This window comes from Bacillus sp. CH_48, from assembly GCF_038008465.1.
In the GTDB taxonomy this organism is placed as follows: Bacteria; Bacillota; Bacilli; order Bacillales; family Bacillaceae_G; genus Bacillus_A; species Bacillus_A thuringiensis_S.
Genome location: NZ_JBBOZF010000001.1, coordinates 3,948,655 through 3,963,811, shown reverse-complemented (window position 1 = coordinate 3,963,811; position 15,157 = coordinate 3,948,655). Strand labels below are relative to the sequence as shown.

The following is a 15,157-nucleotide window of genomic DNA, read 5'->3' as shown; positions in this document are numbered from 1 at the left end:
TTTTTCTATAAGGGATTTTTCCGTTTAATAACTTAATTAAAAATGTGTTTCTTCCTTATTATATGTTAAACTTCGCACTCTTTTAGAAATGTTTACATAGGAGAGGTAAAACAAACAATAAAAAGATAACGCTTCCATCAATATTTCTACTATTAACTTGTCATATAGTCATCTTTTACTTTTGGATCTTCGATTGGGAGAAAATAACGACTCCTTACGATCTAACAATATGGATTGTTTCTACTATTTGTAGTCTTTTACTTTACTACCATTTTTAAAATCAAAAATCTAATAAATTAATATTAATTGCTAGTTCGTTATTGTTGATTATTTCTTCTTCATTTATGATTTTTTTAGGTGTTGTTACTGAATTATCTTTGTAACTGTTAGTTCTATGAATTAAAAAGTTGGTCTTTTATTATATAAAAAAGAATGAACAAAAAAAATATATATAGAAATTAGAGAAGTTGATTCCCATCAATATATATCTTCTCTAAGAATATCACTCTTTGTTAAAATATTTCCTTTTTTAACTTTTTAATCTTCCTAAATAAATTAATAAACGCATATAAATATATACAAACTAAAAACCCTACCATACCTTTATATAATCCTGATTCTGATACTCCAAGAAAACATAAGTAAAGCACTGGAATTAACATTACAAACATAATTGCAACGAACTGTATCAATTCAACAAGTTTTTGTATCTTCGTTTCTTTGTCTGAATAAATATCAGGTAACTCATTTTCCTCTTCTACTTCTTTACAAAAGTAATTCCACTTCGCAAAACTCGTTACATGTTTCCAACCACACATTTCATATATTTCGATATATTCTTTTTGTTTTTCTGTCGAATCTTTATACTCTAATCTAAAGTCTGCTTTATATACTACATCTTTCGGCTCAGTTTTCTTAAACCTATACATTACGTTATACTTTTGTAACGCCCAGCCTTGTTGATGCATTTTACGTAAATACGCTTCTTCTTTTTCTAAGCTCCATACTGCGAAAGGTTTGAATATCTTCTTTGTCTCCATCTTCCATTCACTCCCCTAATATACTGTTTCCATTCTTTACAGACCGCTGTAATCTGTTGTACTCCAGTTCCAGCACTTCTCTCCCAAACGGCGTTAACTCATAGCACTTCTTTCTATCTGTAGAGGCAACTTCAACAATTAACTTCTCTTTTAGTAACTTCGTCGTATTCCCGTATAAAGTACCAGGACCAAGCTTTACTTCCCCATTTGTCATCTCTTCTACCATTTGCATAATTCCATATCCGTGCATTGGTTTCACTAGTGATAACAGTATGTAATATGTCGCCTCAGTTAACGGAATATATTTTTGCGCCTTCGCATTCATTATAACTACCTCCGATGCATCGCCTTATGATATATCGACTTGCGATACATCACATATCGATATGTGTATAATCATATTCCAAAATATGCAAGAGTAATTTAATAATTAAATATCCATTTCTTTGAATTAAAAAACCATACAAATTTTCTGAATAATTTGTTAAAATATAGAAATATTAGCTCTTTTATAATGAAAGGAATGGTACATATGATACATAAATTGAAAGAAAACATCGGATCTGTGTTTGTTGGGAAAGAAAATGTTATTGATCTACTGCTCGTTTCACTTCTTGCTGATGGACATGCACTACTCGAAGACGTGCCTGGTACTGGGAAAACGTTACTGGCGAAAACCATTTCCAAAAGTATTGGTGGTAGTTTTTCTCGCGTTCAATTCACCCCTGATGTACTTCCAAGTGATGTAACAGGTATTGAATACTTCAACCCAAAAACAAGCGAATTCGAATTAAGAATTGGACCGGTTATGACAAACATTTTGCTAGCAGATGAAATTAACCGTGCAATGCCGAGAACGCAGTCGAGTTTGTTAGAAGCGATGGAAGAACGACAAGTGACGCTCGAAAAAAAATCTACGCCTCTGCCGAAACCGTTCTTTGTTATTGCGACGCAAAACCCAATCGAATCACAAGGGACTTTCCCTCTTCCAGATGCACAGCTTGATCGCTTTTTAATGACGATTTCAATTGGTTATCCAACTCCTAAAGATGAGTTACAAATGATGCGACGTTTTCGGAACGATTTACCATTAGAAAGTGTCACATCTGTCATCTCATTAGAAGATATTTTAGAAGCTCAAAAACGAGTAAAAGAAATATTTGTTTCGGAACCGTTAGAACATTACATTATTAAACTTGCTCATGCTACAAGAAATCATGATTATATCGCTAACGGTGTAAGCCCACGTGCCACATTAGCTTTAGTACGTGCTGTTCAAGCTTTAGCCTTTTTACATGGGAGAGAATATTGCACACCAGAAGATATACAATTGTTAGTTCCTTCTGTTTGGAATCACCGTATCGTCTTATCAATGGAAGGTGCATTACGTACGACAAAAAATGATATTATGCAAAGTATTTTAAAAGAAGTTGATGTACCCGTGGAGATTGAGCAAGCATGAATGGACAGCGCGTTGTAACTGTACCTTTATTTTTTCAACTTCATATTATTCAACTAACCGTTCCAATCGCGTTACTTTTCACATTCTTTTTCCCGCAACGAATGCTTATGTTTCTCTTTTTCTTCTATTATATATTTGCGATTTTTATTTATAAATATGTCGCTTTCATAGAGAAGAAGTTTCAAATCATAAATGAGAAACAAACTACACGGCTTTTTCCTGAGGAATCTGGACAGTTTTTTATTCATTTAAAAAATGGAGCCAGCATACCGCTCGTTAATGGTGTTTGTTACTTTCATTTAAATTCGTCCCTTATACCGCATAAAGAGCAAGGCATTGAACAAATATCAAAAACGTTATTCTCTTTCCCATTTTCACAACCTGCACATTCGGCACAAAAATGGGATTTAACATTAACCGCTACGAAGCGTGGGGTGTTTCAAATTGAACAGTTTGAATGTGTATTAAAAGATCCATTTCATCTATTAACTGTACATTTACCTGTTTTTGATAAATTAAGGACTGAAATTATTGTGTATCCTTCTCCTAAAGAAGTAGCAGGTTTGCAAGAACTTCAGCAACTTTTAATCGGATCCTATCAAACGAATTTTTCTTTTTACAATGACGAAACATCTATTATAGGTGTAAAACGCTATGAACGTGAATCATTCCGTTCTATTCATTGGAAGGCATCTGCTAAAATGCAGGAATTACAAGCGAAGCAATATGAACCTGTAAAAAATTATAGTTGGACGATTTGTCTTTCTTTAGCTGCCGATCGTGGATTTGGTTGGAAAGATAATGTTGAAGATTTAATTTCATTCGCAACATACATTTGCCAATATGCAACGAAGCATCAAATACCGTTTGAATTATTTATTAGTGTATTAGCAGAAGGTGGTGCATTACATTTATCGTTACATGAAGGGCAAACGCAATATGCAAAAGCTTTAGAAGAATTAGCCCGTATTTCAGATGATAGTACGTTACTTCCGAAACAAGGATTCCTTCATTATGTAACGAGAAAGAGAGAACGATCGTCTACAATGATATACATTGGTTTACAAAGAAATGAACTCCCTCTTCTCTCGCAGCCAACGTTTCTCATTACTAGTGAAGGGATGGTGGAATCGGTTGAAAACTTGGCTATATCACATTCATGATTTCATTCTGCTCCTCCTGCTTTCATTATTAACAGAAAGAGATGAACTAATTAGTATTGCAATATTTTTAACAACAGGCTATATTGGAGTATTTCTTATTCATAAATTTATGCAGAAAAAAACAACAGGATTTGTAATACTTTTAGTTCTTCAAATCGTTCTTTTCTCTTTATTTTTACCTTTTTCTCTTTTTGGCACAATCATATTACCACTATTTTTCTTTATCGTACATGTGGTCGGACCTGGATATCCAGTTCAAAAATCTTTAGGTGGTATTGTATGGTTTGTCGTTTCAGTTATATTTTATGCACCCTTTCCACCGTTGTGGAAACTATTAATGTTAGCCTTGCATCTTATGATTACATTTTGGTTAACCGGGGCAAATCGCAAACAACAACTATTACGTTTTGCTTCTATCATTACGATTGGCTTAATGAGTATATTAATTGTTCAAATATTTCCTTTCATTCGACTTATTTTTGGTTTTATAACGGAAGTAGTCGCATTAGGCGTCGGCTATGCTTTAATGCCATTAATTAAAGCAGCGGAATTAAAAGATACTGAAGATGTTTGGGCAAATAAAGGACATCTCTTAAAACCAAAAATTGAAGACGGAAAAAAAATTCCTGATTTTGATCCAATACTCATAAATAGCGCTACAATAATAGTCTGTACAGCTATCGCTATTTACGTCGTTTGGAAAATAGTAAAAAAACGAAAACATTTAAGTTTACCAAATATGCACGTCTTCGAATCTACTATCATTACTGATAAAGAAGGAATGAGCCAAAATCGTTTTAAACGAAATAAACCGCCACATAACGAAATTCGGAAGGAAATTTTCAAGCTAGAGAGTAAGTTAACCCCTCCTTTAAATAGAAAACGGGGAGAAACTGTTGAGGCTTGGCTAGAAAGAATACATGATGAAGAAGATGTAAATATTCAAAGTGATATTATTATAGATGCTTATAATACGGTGCGTTATTCAAATGGTAAAAGCATTGTACTTCTGCATGAATTTAAGGAAGAGATTCATAAGCTTTATGCATATCAAAAACATTTGAAGAAAAGAAAGAAATAAGACAACAAAAGACTCCTATTTTTTCATTCATGTGCTCAGTTTAGGGAGAGAAAAATGCTAATAACCATTAGAAATAACACAATAATTTGTATGTATTTCGCATTATAAATAGCAAACTAAAACGCTCAGAAAATATTCTGAGCGTTTTCATTTCCTTCTTCAACTAAAGTACCAGTTAGTGCAAAAAGCTATTTCACCATTTGTATTGTTAACTTATCTTTTAACATTGAGCTATATGAGTCAATTTCATATTTTGTATTATTGATTTTTTCTTTTTTCATTTTTAACATATCGAATATTTCTAATTCTAAATTCCTTCTAGCTTCAAGAACTTTTATCGCTCCTTCTACACCTGAATGGTTATGTTCTTTCCCATAGCCTTGGTTAGTGTAATAGTCGACGATTCCTGTGGACCATTCTGGAGTTCTTTCTTTTAGTGCCTTCCTAAATGAAAATTCAAGATTATCTTGTTCTACATACAATAACATTGGATTTAAATTCTCTATAATTTTTGCAACTTTCATTACATAATTTATTATTTTTTCTTTTTGTTCACCATATTTAATCATCCCAATAGTTAATGAGTTTTGTATGAAACAACATTCAAAGATATAAACCTTATTGTCTTCTAGAGCACTTTCAGTAAAGTCATTCCATTTGTCAGCAATTAATTCAACATTTTTATCGAATGACAATTCATATATATCGTTTTTTGAAATATCGTTAAATAATTCGTCCGAAAACTGATCACCAAACTCATTTTTTATCTTTCTGTATGGTAATAAATAATTGCTTCCTTTTTTTAGAACTCTTTTAAGAAGCACTTCTTTAAAATCTCCACTGTTAGATAATAATCTATCAAATTCAAATTTATTAAAACAAGATACACCATCATAGTCGGCTGGATGGTTCAAATTTCCCTCTAAAAATAGTTCAACTTCAATTTTATTTTGGCTTAGAATTTCATTTATTAGCTTTGCAGTGGTTGATTTTCCAAATCCAGGTAAACCTTCTACTATTATTAGTTTTGTGTTCATAATTATAAATCCCTTTCTTCAAAGTATTTAACCAAGATAAAAAAATCACTTACTTCACTGCAATCACCCCTTCAAAATATGATATTCACCATTTCCTTTGAAAAATCCTGCTTAAAGTAACCTGACCGTTAGTTTAAGAACATTTTTTCACAATCTCTATAATTATTTTAACGTAATTTTCCATTTACCTTTTAAAAAATATAGTCCACCATTATTTGAGTGAACTATCTAAATTAAATTATATCTTTTAAATCAAACTGTTTTCCAGTAATACCCAATCGTTATACTGGTGTTTTTACTGTTTTCTTTTTCCCTTCGTTTGTGGTAAATGGTATACAAAAGTTATAATGGGTTCGAATTATCGTTAGAGCCATTTGTGCGTATTTTGGATTAAAATTAGAATGGATATAACTTTTACCATCTCCACGAGCTATCATTAAAGGTCTTTCTAGACAACCAATTTAGCAATGGTTTTAGTATATAAAATAGCAAGAGTACATAAAAGTGCTTAAACATTTTAATAACAATATAAAAAGGGATGCTAAATCATATGTGATTTACATCCCTTTTTTGTTTGTTATTTTATATTTTCTCTCCCGTAACTGAACCCGTTATTTATTCATAGGAGTCTTTTTATACTTCTACGTTGCTTTTTAAATGGAAGCATTCTTCCCTGCTTCAATTTCTAATGACTCTTCATGCCACCAAAGTGTTTCTTCAGGGTCTTCTTTAGCGATTAGGTGTGCTTCTTTTTTCGTTTCTACTGTAGGATATGAACCTTTTAGCGCACGCCCTGAAGTCGTAACAAATAGTACACTAAATACAACTAATCCAATAATACTTACACCTGCTAAATAAAATGCCGGTGCGAGCGGGTTACCAGTTGCATGAACTAAGTATGAACATACGAGCGGTGTTGTTCCACCGAATATCGATACAGAAATATTAAATGAGATCGAAAGTGCTCGATAACGTACATCGGTGAAAAAGAGTGATGGTAATAATGAAGGTAATGTTCCTTCATATACACTTAAGAAGAAACCTAGTACGAAAATACCTGCAAATATAGCTGCAATATGTCCGTTACCTATTAGTAAAAATGCTGGAATTGCAAATACAGTTAAACCAAGTAAACCAATTTGCACAACGCGTTTATTACCAATTTTATCACTTAACTTACCAAAATATAGTGCTAGTGGAATCATAAGTGCCATCGTAATAGAAATAATTAATAAGCCTGTTGTTTCTTCGACTTTAAGTACTTGAGTTAGATAAGAAGGAATATACGAAAGAATCATATAATTTGTAATATTAAAGAAGGCGACAATTACTGTGCTTAATAAGAAGTCTTTTTTGTGATATTTAATAATATCCATAAATGAAAATTGTTCATTGTCTTCAGATTCCTCTTGTGCTTTTTCCATCTCTTCAAAGATTGGAGATTCATCTAGATGACGGCGTAAGTATAAACCGACCAAACCAATTGGTGCAGCTACTAAGAACGGAATACGCCATCCCCAGCTGAGCATTTGCTCATCTGTTAACAATAACGTCAAAATGGTAACAATTACCGATGCAGCAATGTAACCTGAGAGTGTTCCAATTTCAAGACCACTACCGAGTATACCACGCTTTTTATCTGGAGAAGATTCTGCGATATAAACCATTGCACCTGAATATTCGCCGCCTGTAGAGAAGCCTTGAATCATTCGGGCAACTAAAAGTAGTATTGGTGCCCATACACCAATTTGTTCATAGGTTGGTAGTAATGCGATGAATAATGTAGAAAGTGCCATTAAAATAATAGTAGTACTTAACACGATTTTTCGGCCGTACTTATCTCCTATTCTACCAAAGAATACACCTCCGATTGGTCGAACGAGAAAGGCTGCTGCAAATGTACCGAATGTAAGTACGAGCTGCAATCCACTATTATCAACACCTGAGAAGAATAATTGACTTAAAATAACCGCTAAATACGCGTATAATCCGAAGTCAAACCACTCCATTGCGTTTCCTATACCAGTAGCAATTACTGCTTTCCTGGCTTGTTTAGGATTGACAATATTAACGTCTTGAGGTTCAAAATTTAAATCATTATTTTGTTGCATATAATAAAACAGCTCCTTATTTAATTTAACTTCTTTAAGCACACCTTCTCTTATTGAATAAAATTAATTCGAAGCACTTAAGGAAAATTAACGTCTCCTTATCTGTTATTATTGTTTCACATAATTAATTATTTGTCCAATGAGATGCTCTCTATGTTCAGTAATTTACTATTTTAAAAAGCTAAAGAAGCCGCTAAAATAGCGGCTTCTTTAGCTTTTTATATTTTTTTATATTTTTTTAAATACTTGCTGTAGCAGCTATGTTATGAACACAGGAAATAAACTCATAAGTGAATGCGTCAATTTCCTCTTTCGTAATAATATACGGCGGAAGTAATCGAATAATATTCCCTTGTGTTACATCGACCAACATCCCTTTATTCATTAACTCAATCTGTAATTTCTTCACATTTTCATTCGTGTCATTCACACTTATCCCAAACATCATCCCCGCATGACGCACTTCCTGAATATAATAAGAATTTTCTTTCTGAATGTCTTGCAGTTTGTCATTTAAATATAGTGACGTTTCATAAGCTTCTTGCATTAACCCATCATCAAGTAATGTATTTAATACAGTTAAACCTAATGCTGTTCCCATTGATGAGTGAGCAAACGTTGTCCCGTGATCTCCTGGTGAAAATACATCACATAACTTTTCACCTACAATAATTCCCCCTAGCGGTATCCCGCCTCCTGCTCCTTTACCGATTTGAATAATGTCCGGTGTAATATTAAAATTTTGATAAGCAAATAGTTTTCCCGTTCGACCCATTCCACTTTGAACTTCATCAACGACAAGAAGTACATTATATTTTTTACATAAATTTTGAACACCATGTAAATATTCACTTGATAAAGGATAAATCCCCCCGCTACCTAAAACAGGCTCTAGCATAATCGCAATTGGATTTTCTTTAATAATGGTTTCTTCTAATTGGTCTATATTCTCGCGCTCTACTTCATATACAGGAATAGATGTTTTAGGAAAATTTTGATATACCTTTTCTTGTCTCGTAAAATGTAGTGCCCCTAACGTCCTCCCGTGAAAACTATCTTTTAACACAACTACTCCATCACGCTCTTCATTCGCAATAGATCTATATTTATCAATTAATTTTAATGTCGTTTCTGTCGCTTCCGTACCAGAGTTTGTAAAAAAGACTTTTCCGCTTTTTAAAGTACAACCTACTAATTTCTTTGCATACTCAATTGCAACTGGGTTTAAAAAATGAAACGGTAAATGCAACGATTTCGCAACTTGCTCCATTGTCGTTTGTACAATTTTAGGATGATTATATCCTAATACATTTACTCCTACGCCAGAAAATAAATCTAAATACTCTTTACCATCTACATCATACAGTTTACACCCTTCTCCCCTTTCCATTGCAACCTCTGTACGACAATATGTAGACATCATATATTCTTTATCTAATTGAAACCAATCCGACATGCTAAATTCCTCCTAGTTATTTTCCCTTTTTTAACGTTCATTCTCTATATAATCGTTTATAAATTAAGTTTTAAGATTGAAATTTTAATAGTGGTTTTCTTCCACATTTTTAGTAAAACGTGTGCTTTCTCTTCCCGATATTCATTTTTCCATAATTTCTTCTATTTCAACAGGTCCACTACATATGTGTTTTTTTCATCTAGCGGTATGTTACTGCTTTGAACTGTGCGTGTCATACATAATTAAGGCTATAGAATCATATTTAGTAACAATGGACAAAAAAGATTTGGAGGCTATATCGATGGATGAAAACTATGATAAACAGGGGCAATCTATACTAGGGAAAGACTTTAATGAAAATGACGAACGTAATGAACAAGCTAAACTTCACTCTCAAACAGTTGGTTCACGTGGACCCGTACTAGAGCAAGATAGTGTACTGCATGAGTCATTACAAGAATTTATTCATGAAAAAATTTTAGAAAGACCTGTTCATGTAAAAGGATTTGGTGCGTTCGGTTATTTTCAAACGATATATTCGATGTCTGAACATACTAAATTAAGTTTTTTACAAAATTCTAATGAGAAAGTTCCTGTAATGGTGCGATTTTCGTTAGCTGTTAGTACGAAAGGAACACCGGATACTTCTAGAAATGTACGCGGTTTTTCCACAAAATTTTATACGAAAGAAGGCATTTTTGACCTTTTATGCAATCACATCCCTGTTTTTTCTGTTCGTGATCCGATGCGTTTCCCTGAAACGATTCAAGCATTATTGCCTTCACCTAAAAATAACTTAATAGACCCTAATAGATTTTGGAGTTTTGTCGCTAAAGCACCTGAATCTATTCATTTTGTTGTCCGTTTATACTCTAATAATGGTACGGCCAAAAGTCTTCGCCACATTCCAGGACATAGTGTAAATACATACATTTGGAGAAATGCGGAAGGTAATCGAAAGTATGTAAAGTATCATTGGTACCCATTTGAAGGTGTACAGTACATTACTAGTAAAGAAGCAATTAAACTAGCTGCCGAAAATCCTGATTATAGCGGGAAAGATTTATATGATGCAATTGAAAATGGTAAACCAGTGGAGTATGGCTTATACGTCCAGCTCATGGATCCGAAAGATGAAGCGCACCTATCTTATGATCCTTTAGATGACACAAAAGTATGGGATGAACAGACGTATCCTCTCATACCAGTCGGGAAAATGGTATTAAATAAAAATCCTGAAAATTTTATGGAACAAGTAGAAAAAGTCGCATTTTCCCCTTCTAATTTACTGGATGGTGCAGAACTATCAGATGATAAAATGCTGCAAGGGCGCGCTAATATTTACAGTGATTCACAACGAAGAAGAATTGGTCCCGAATTTCGCAAATTAACGATTAACCAGCAGCAAGATTGGACACCGACTAAGCAAATAACGAGCGGTGACGGAAGATACGTTGAAGGTAAACTTGAAAGAACTTCTATAACAAAACAAAATGACTTTACGCAGGCTGGTGAATTTTATAAGAAGTTACAGCCGATAGAAAAAGAACATCTCGCTGAAAACTTAGCTAGTGATTTGAAAGTTATATCCGATGATATTCGAAAGGTAGTTTTGGGGTATTTTCATAAAGTGTCAGCTGATTTGGTGAATAAAATTGAGAGTGCAATACAAAAGCTTTGAGAATAAAAAAAACGTCATTTTTAATCTATAAAATGACGTTTTTTTTATGGCGAAATTACTAGGAATTTCTACCGCCTCATTTACAAGTATTAACGAAATTTTTCTCCTTCAAAATTTCCGTTATTTCATTTGGGATTATGATACTCATATCTCTTTTTCAAATAATCTTTTTCACATTGCAACGGTTTGTATTCCACTATTTTCCCTTGCTTCTTTTGCGTTTCAGTAACAACCCATTCCCCTTTTTCAAGTTCAAGGTGTTTTATCACATTTGTATCGTCTATTTCTTTATAGAGTAAAAATGCTTCAAGCGGCTTTACAAACAATCTTGGCTCTCCTCTATATCCACCACTTTCAAAAACTTTAGTTAACGAATTATAATACGTATCATCAATCCGACCACCATACATTAAATGTGCAGCTTCTAAATCTCTTTTATTAACTTCCCAAAAGCCACCTTCATCAAAATTCAAATGAAATACGGATTTAATGTCCTTCATAATATTTTCCACATACTTTTCATCCCGAATTTTACTTTCTTCGAGACAATCTGAAGTTAACTTTGGTGCATCTGTTTGAGAATGTACAACGTGTTGTATCGATACACACAAAATAAATATGCTTAAGATGTACAATATTTTTTTCATAATTACATATCACCTCAAATGATTTAGATACTATATTATTTGAGGCTTACAATATTCTTATGCTAGAAATGAGAAAGGTCCTATAAAATAAATTTTTTATAGGACCTTTCCTTTTAATATTGCTTTATCAAATTCACGGGCGGGGCAACTACCTTACTACTTTTCACATCATATAATCCTATAGGTGTTACTCGTATAAAAGGCAAGTGCGTCGCAGAAAAGAATAAAATCGTAAATGCTGGATCGTTATAAGCATATCCTCGCGCTTGCAGTAAGTTCACCATCTTTTTCTCTTCTTGTATTAATTCACTCATCTTTACATCCGACATAATCCCGAGCAATGGTAATGCAATTTCGTGCAATACTTCATTCTTTTCAGCAATTACAATCCCTCCGCCAAGCTCTTTTACTCTATGAAAAGCTGTAAGCATATCTTCTTTACTCTTTCCAATAAGAATGATATCGCCTGTACCTGAATAAGAACTAGCAAGGCCACCTAATTCATTCGCAAAACCTTTCACAACTGTATTCACTCGCCAACTGCCATCACGGGCAATCATCATGAGGAAACATTCATCATGAACAATAGACAGTTCATTAAGGCCTAAGTCGATTTCGCTAACGTATGGTTTTGTTATAACGTTATTCAATAAGTGTATACCTGCTTTATTAGAAAAAACCATATCCTCTTTTTCTATGGTCCAGTCTAACAGTAGTGGAGTTACTTTGAAGTTACTCCATTCTATAAGTAACGATTCATTTTTGTTTACTCTATCACGCTTTACCCATTGTCCTTTTGCGATTACACTCGTTGGCACCGGATTTTCTTTACTTTCTAAAATATTGACATTGGCGATTCTACCTGTCGCAATTGAACCATGCACATGCTCCATATTATAATAGCGAGCAATATTATAACTTGCCATATGGTATGCATCTATTACTGGCACTCCTTGTTTTATCGCGGTAGAAATCATAACGTTTGTCATTCCATTTGCATAAAACGAAGGATGTGAGCCGTCTGTAGTAAGAATAAATCTATCAAACTGCTTTACGCCTAGTTCCAACAATTCTTTCAGTAAAACTTCTAAATCTGGACGGATTGAAGAATTTCTTAGGGAAACAGTGTAACCTTGCATAAGACGAGCGAAAGCTTCCTGCCCTGTCATCGCCTCATGATCACAATCTGTACCTAACAGTTTTAACTTCGCTAAAGTCGTTTCAGATGCACCTGGAAAATGTCCTTCTACTTTTTTATGTAATCGTTTCGTTTCCTGCACCCAATGTAACATTTCATCATCACCATGTAATAATTTGGGCCATGCTGTTAGCTCGCCGCCTTGAATCACCGCTTCATGCTGTAGCCACTCTACTATTTCTTCACTATTAAACAAAGATTCCCCGTTTTGTAATTCAGTCTGTCCATCAAAACGGCACCACCAATACATACTTGCTGGAATCTTATTGAATTCATCTAATAAACGAAATGCTTCTTCACGCTTTAATGTAAAAAATAAAGTTAAATTATCATTAATAAAAGTTGTTGTCCCAAACTGCATCGCATGATTCGCTAGCGTCTCTGGGTTATACAACTGATATGGATGTGCATGGGGTTCTATGTAACCGGGTACGACATACTTTCCTTCACAATCAACAACTTCACACTCCGTTAATTGCTTTGGCAGCTGCTCCCCTACATATACAATTCGATCATTATATATCCAAATGTGCGCTGTCATCCACTCGCGCATATAGGAATTTAAATATGTTGCATTCTTTAATAATATGTGTGGACTTCTTGTGCCGTCTAGTACTTCAACATGTTCTCGTAATTGCTTATTACTCCATTTAAAATGATTTTGTCCCATTGTATTCAACTCCACTGTTATATTAGTTAATATTAGAAATAATTAACAAACTAAAGTATCATCTATTCATAACTCCCCTTTATACCCCCTATTACTTTCATTATATGAAAAGATTATAAAAATAACAATTTTCAGAAATAAATACATTTCTTTTCTTCAAAATAAAAAGAATGCCATGCAACTGACATTCTTTTTATTTTTATCGTAAGCATTAAGTTTGATTTTCACTTTGAAATACACTTGATGCCATATCATAAATGCAACTATAACAAAATTCTATTCATTTTCTTTTCATCTATTTATTAAATTCAATTTGCATCATTTTATTTAACTGCGGAACAATATCGACTCCACCTATAGAGTTGAGACTGATAGCCAATGTATGTTTGCCTCCAATTACTCCCCCAGCAAAAGTTGTAAATCCAGGAATTCCTCCTCCATGCCCCCAAACTGAAACACCGTTTGGAAGTTTAGTCTCATAGATTCCAAGACCGTATGCGTCACCAACCCCTTTTCCTTCTATTGGAACTGTAGTAAGCATTTCTTTTAGCTCGCGTTCCTTTAGTAACTTACCACCGAGTAAAGCTGAAAAGAACTTATTTAAATCATCCGCATTAGAAATCATATCTCCAGCTGCATTAGCTAAACTCGGATTATAATACGTAATATCTTTCAACTCGCCTGTTCCCTCTATTTTCACATATCCACGAGCATGATTCTTTCCTGGGATGACGGGTGAATTTCCTGGTAAAAACGTATTTGATAGGTCCAAAGGTTCAATAATTCGCTTTTCGATTTCTTCCGCATAACTATTTCCAGTTATTTTTTCAATAAGCATTCCTAGTATTACGTATCCTGTGTTTGAATACAACCAGTCTTTACCCGGCGAGAAATCTGGAGGCAGCGAAAGGCCTATTTTCACTATTTCTTCTGCTGTATACGTTTTTTTCGAATTCATTATGTCCGCGTCTTTTGACTTTAAGTATTCAGCGATACCACTCGTATGATTCAAAAGTTGTCGTATCGTAATTTGGTTGCCATCATACCCATTTCCTTGAATAAGACCCGGAAGCCACTTTTCAATTGGATCGTCAAGTTGTAAGCGCTTTTCTCCTACTAATTGAAGAACAGTCGTCGCAGTAAACGTCTTCGTCACACTACCAATCCGAAAGCGATAATCCGGTTTCAACGGTTTCTTTGTACTTAAGTCCGCCACGCCAGCAGTAAAACTACTAGTTTTTCCGTTGTTAGACGCCTTAGCTAATATCCCTACAGCACCAAGCTGTACTGTTTCCTGCATTACTTGTTTCCAGCCATTACGATTCTTTTGATCATGTACTTGTGACGAACTAGAAATATTTTGAGTTGACTCTGCAGTCACAGTAAAACCAGGTGTGAATAGGGTAGTACCCGCTAATAAAGCTGCTAAACTTGCCAACTTAATTGAATTACATTTTTTCATAAGGCTTTGTCTCCTCCATTAATATCGCATTAATTCAAGCTATACTTTCATCCTATATGATAAATCTCTCTTTTTTCTTATCCATTCCTTACGAAATACTTACGTTTAAATACAGTAAACTGAGGAAGAGTTATGCATGCAAATAAAAA

Annotated in this window: 12 protein-coding genes and 2 pseudogenes; 5 read left to right on the top strand and 9 right to left on the bottom strand. The window is 33.9% G+C overall.

Features of this window, described 5'->3' with window-relative positions:
• The first annotated feature begins 125 nt into the window (after positions 1 to 125).
• Positions 126 to 403 (top strand): annotated as a pseudogene (locus N2V92_RS19880) (hypothetical protein).
• Between the two features lie 109 nt (positions 404 to 512).
• Here N2V92_RS19880 and N2V92_RS19875 read toward each other — a convergent pair.
• Together N2V92_RS19875 and N2V92_RS19870 are read right to left on the bottom strand one after the other, a co-directional pair.
• A complete protein-coding gene (locus N2V92_RS19875) occupies positions 513 to 1,040 on the bottom strand; it encodes a DUF2812 domain-containing protein (RefSeq protein WP_000448309.1) in 528 nt (175 codons plus the stop codon).
• Positions 1,041 to 1,047: 7 nt separating this feature from the next.
• On the bottom strand, positions 1,048 to 1,365 hold the full coding sequence (locus tag N2V92_RS19870; RefSeq protein WP_000991890.1) for a PadR family transcriptional regulator: 318 nt from the start codon (positions 1,363 to 1,365) through the stop codon (positions 1,048 to 1,050).
• A gap of 207 nt (positions 1,366 to 1,572) precedes the next feature.
• Between N2V92_RS19870 and N2V92_RS19865 the strand changes: the two genes are divergently transcribed.
• The 3 genes from N2V92_RS19865 to N2V92_RS19855 are packed head-to-tail and all read left to right on the top strand — an operon-like array spanning position 1,573 to position 4,746.
• Positions 1,573 to 2,502: an AAA family ATPase gene (locus tag N2V92_RS19865; protein WP_000581417.1), complete on the top strand. Its 930-nt coding sequence runs from the start codon at positions 1,573 to 1,575 to the stop codon at positions 2,500 to 2,502.
• Positions 2,499 to 3,665, top strand: a complete 1,167-nt coding sequence (locus tag N2V92_RS19860; RefSeq protein ID WP_001014386.1) for a DUF58 domain-containing protein — start codon at positions 2,499 to 2,501, stop codon at positions 3,663 to 3,665. The genes N2V92_RS19865 and N2V92_RS19860 overlap by 4 nt, the downstream gene beginning before the upstream one ends.
• Positions 3,637 to 4,746, top strand: a complete 1,110-nt coding sequence (locus N2V92_RS19855) for a DUF4018 domain-containing protein (protein WP_000860493.1) — start codon at positions 3,637 to 3,639, stop codon at positions 4,744 to 4,746. The genes N2V92_RS19860 and N2V92_RS19855 overlap by 29 nt, the downstream gene beginning before the upstream one ends.
• A gap of 188 nt (positions 4,747 to 4,934) precedes the next feature.
• Here N2V92_RS19855 and N2V92_RS19850 read toward each other — a convergent pair whose 3' ends face one another.
• From N2V92_RS19850 to N2V92_RS19840, 4 genes and pseudogenes are all read right to left on the bottom strand, one after another.
• On the bottom strand, positions 4,935 to 5,783 hold the full coding sequence (locus tag N2V92_RS19850) for a hypothetical protein (protein ID WP_001093193.1): 849 nt from the start codon (positions 5,781 to 5,783) through the stop codon (positions 4,935 to 4,937).
• A gap of 281 nt (positions 5,784 to 6,064) precedes the next feature.
• Positions 6,065 to 6,244, bottom strand: a pseudogene (locus N2V92_RS30055) (hypothetical protein); the annotation flags it as partial.
• A 192-nt stretch (positions 6,245 to 6,436) separates the two neighbouring features.
• Positions 6,437 to 7,894, bottom strand: a complete 1,458-nt coding sequence (locus tag N2V92_RS19845) for an MFS transporter (RefSeq protein ID WP_001186930.1) — start codon at positions 7,892 to 7,894, stop codon at positions 6,437 to 6,439.
• 238 nt (positions 7,895 to 8,132) lie between these two features.
• Positions 8,133 to 9,350 carry an aspartate aminotransferase family protein gene (locus N2V92_RS19840; protein WP_001286468.1) on the bottom strand — a complete coding sequence of 406 codons (1,218 nt, stop codon included), beginning with the start codon at positions 9,348 to 9,350 and terminating at the stop codon, positions 8,133 to 8,135.
• Between the two features lie 301 nt (positions 9,351 to 9,651).
• On the opposite strand from N2V92_RS19840, the gene N2V92_RS19835 reads away from it, so the two are divergent.
• Positions 9,652 to 11,031, top strand: coding sequence for a catalase (locus N2V92_RS19835; RefSeq protein WP_042598177.1), 1,380 nt, complete (start codon positions 9,652 to 9,654; stop codon positions 11,029 to 11,031).
• Between the two features lie 125 nt (positions 11,032 to 11,156).
• On the opposite strand, the gene N2V92_RS19830 is transcribed toward N2V92_RS19835, so the two are convergent.
• The 3 genes from N2V92_RS19830 to N2V92_RS19820 form a co-directional block, all read right to left on the bottom strand.
• The gene (locus N2V92_RS19830) at positions 11,157 to 11,678 is read right to left on the bottom strand and encodes a hypothetical protein (protein WP_017763323.1); all 522 of its coding nucleotides are present in this window, start codon (positions 11,676 to 11,678) and stop codon (positions 11,157 to 11,159) included.
• 113 nt (positions 11,679 to 11,791) lie between these two features.
• Positions 11,792 to 13,546: an adenine deaminase C-terminal domain-containing protein gene (locus tag N2V92_RS19825; RefSeq protein WP_042598179.1), complete on the bottom strand. Its 1,755-nt coding sequence runs from the start codon at positions 13,544 to 13,546 to the stop codon at positions 11,792 to 11,794.
• Between the two features lie 295 nt (positions 13,547 to 13,841).
• Entirely contained in the window at positions 13,842 to 15,008 is a 1,167-nt protein-coding gene (locus tag N2V92_RS19820; RefSeq protein WP_042598181.1) for a serine hydrolase domain-containing protein, read from the bottom strand.
• Positions 15,009 to 15,157 lie beyond the last annotated feature (149 nt).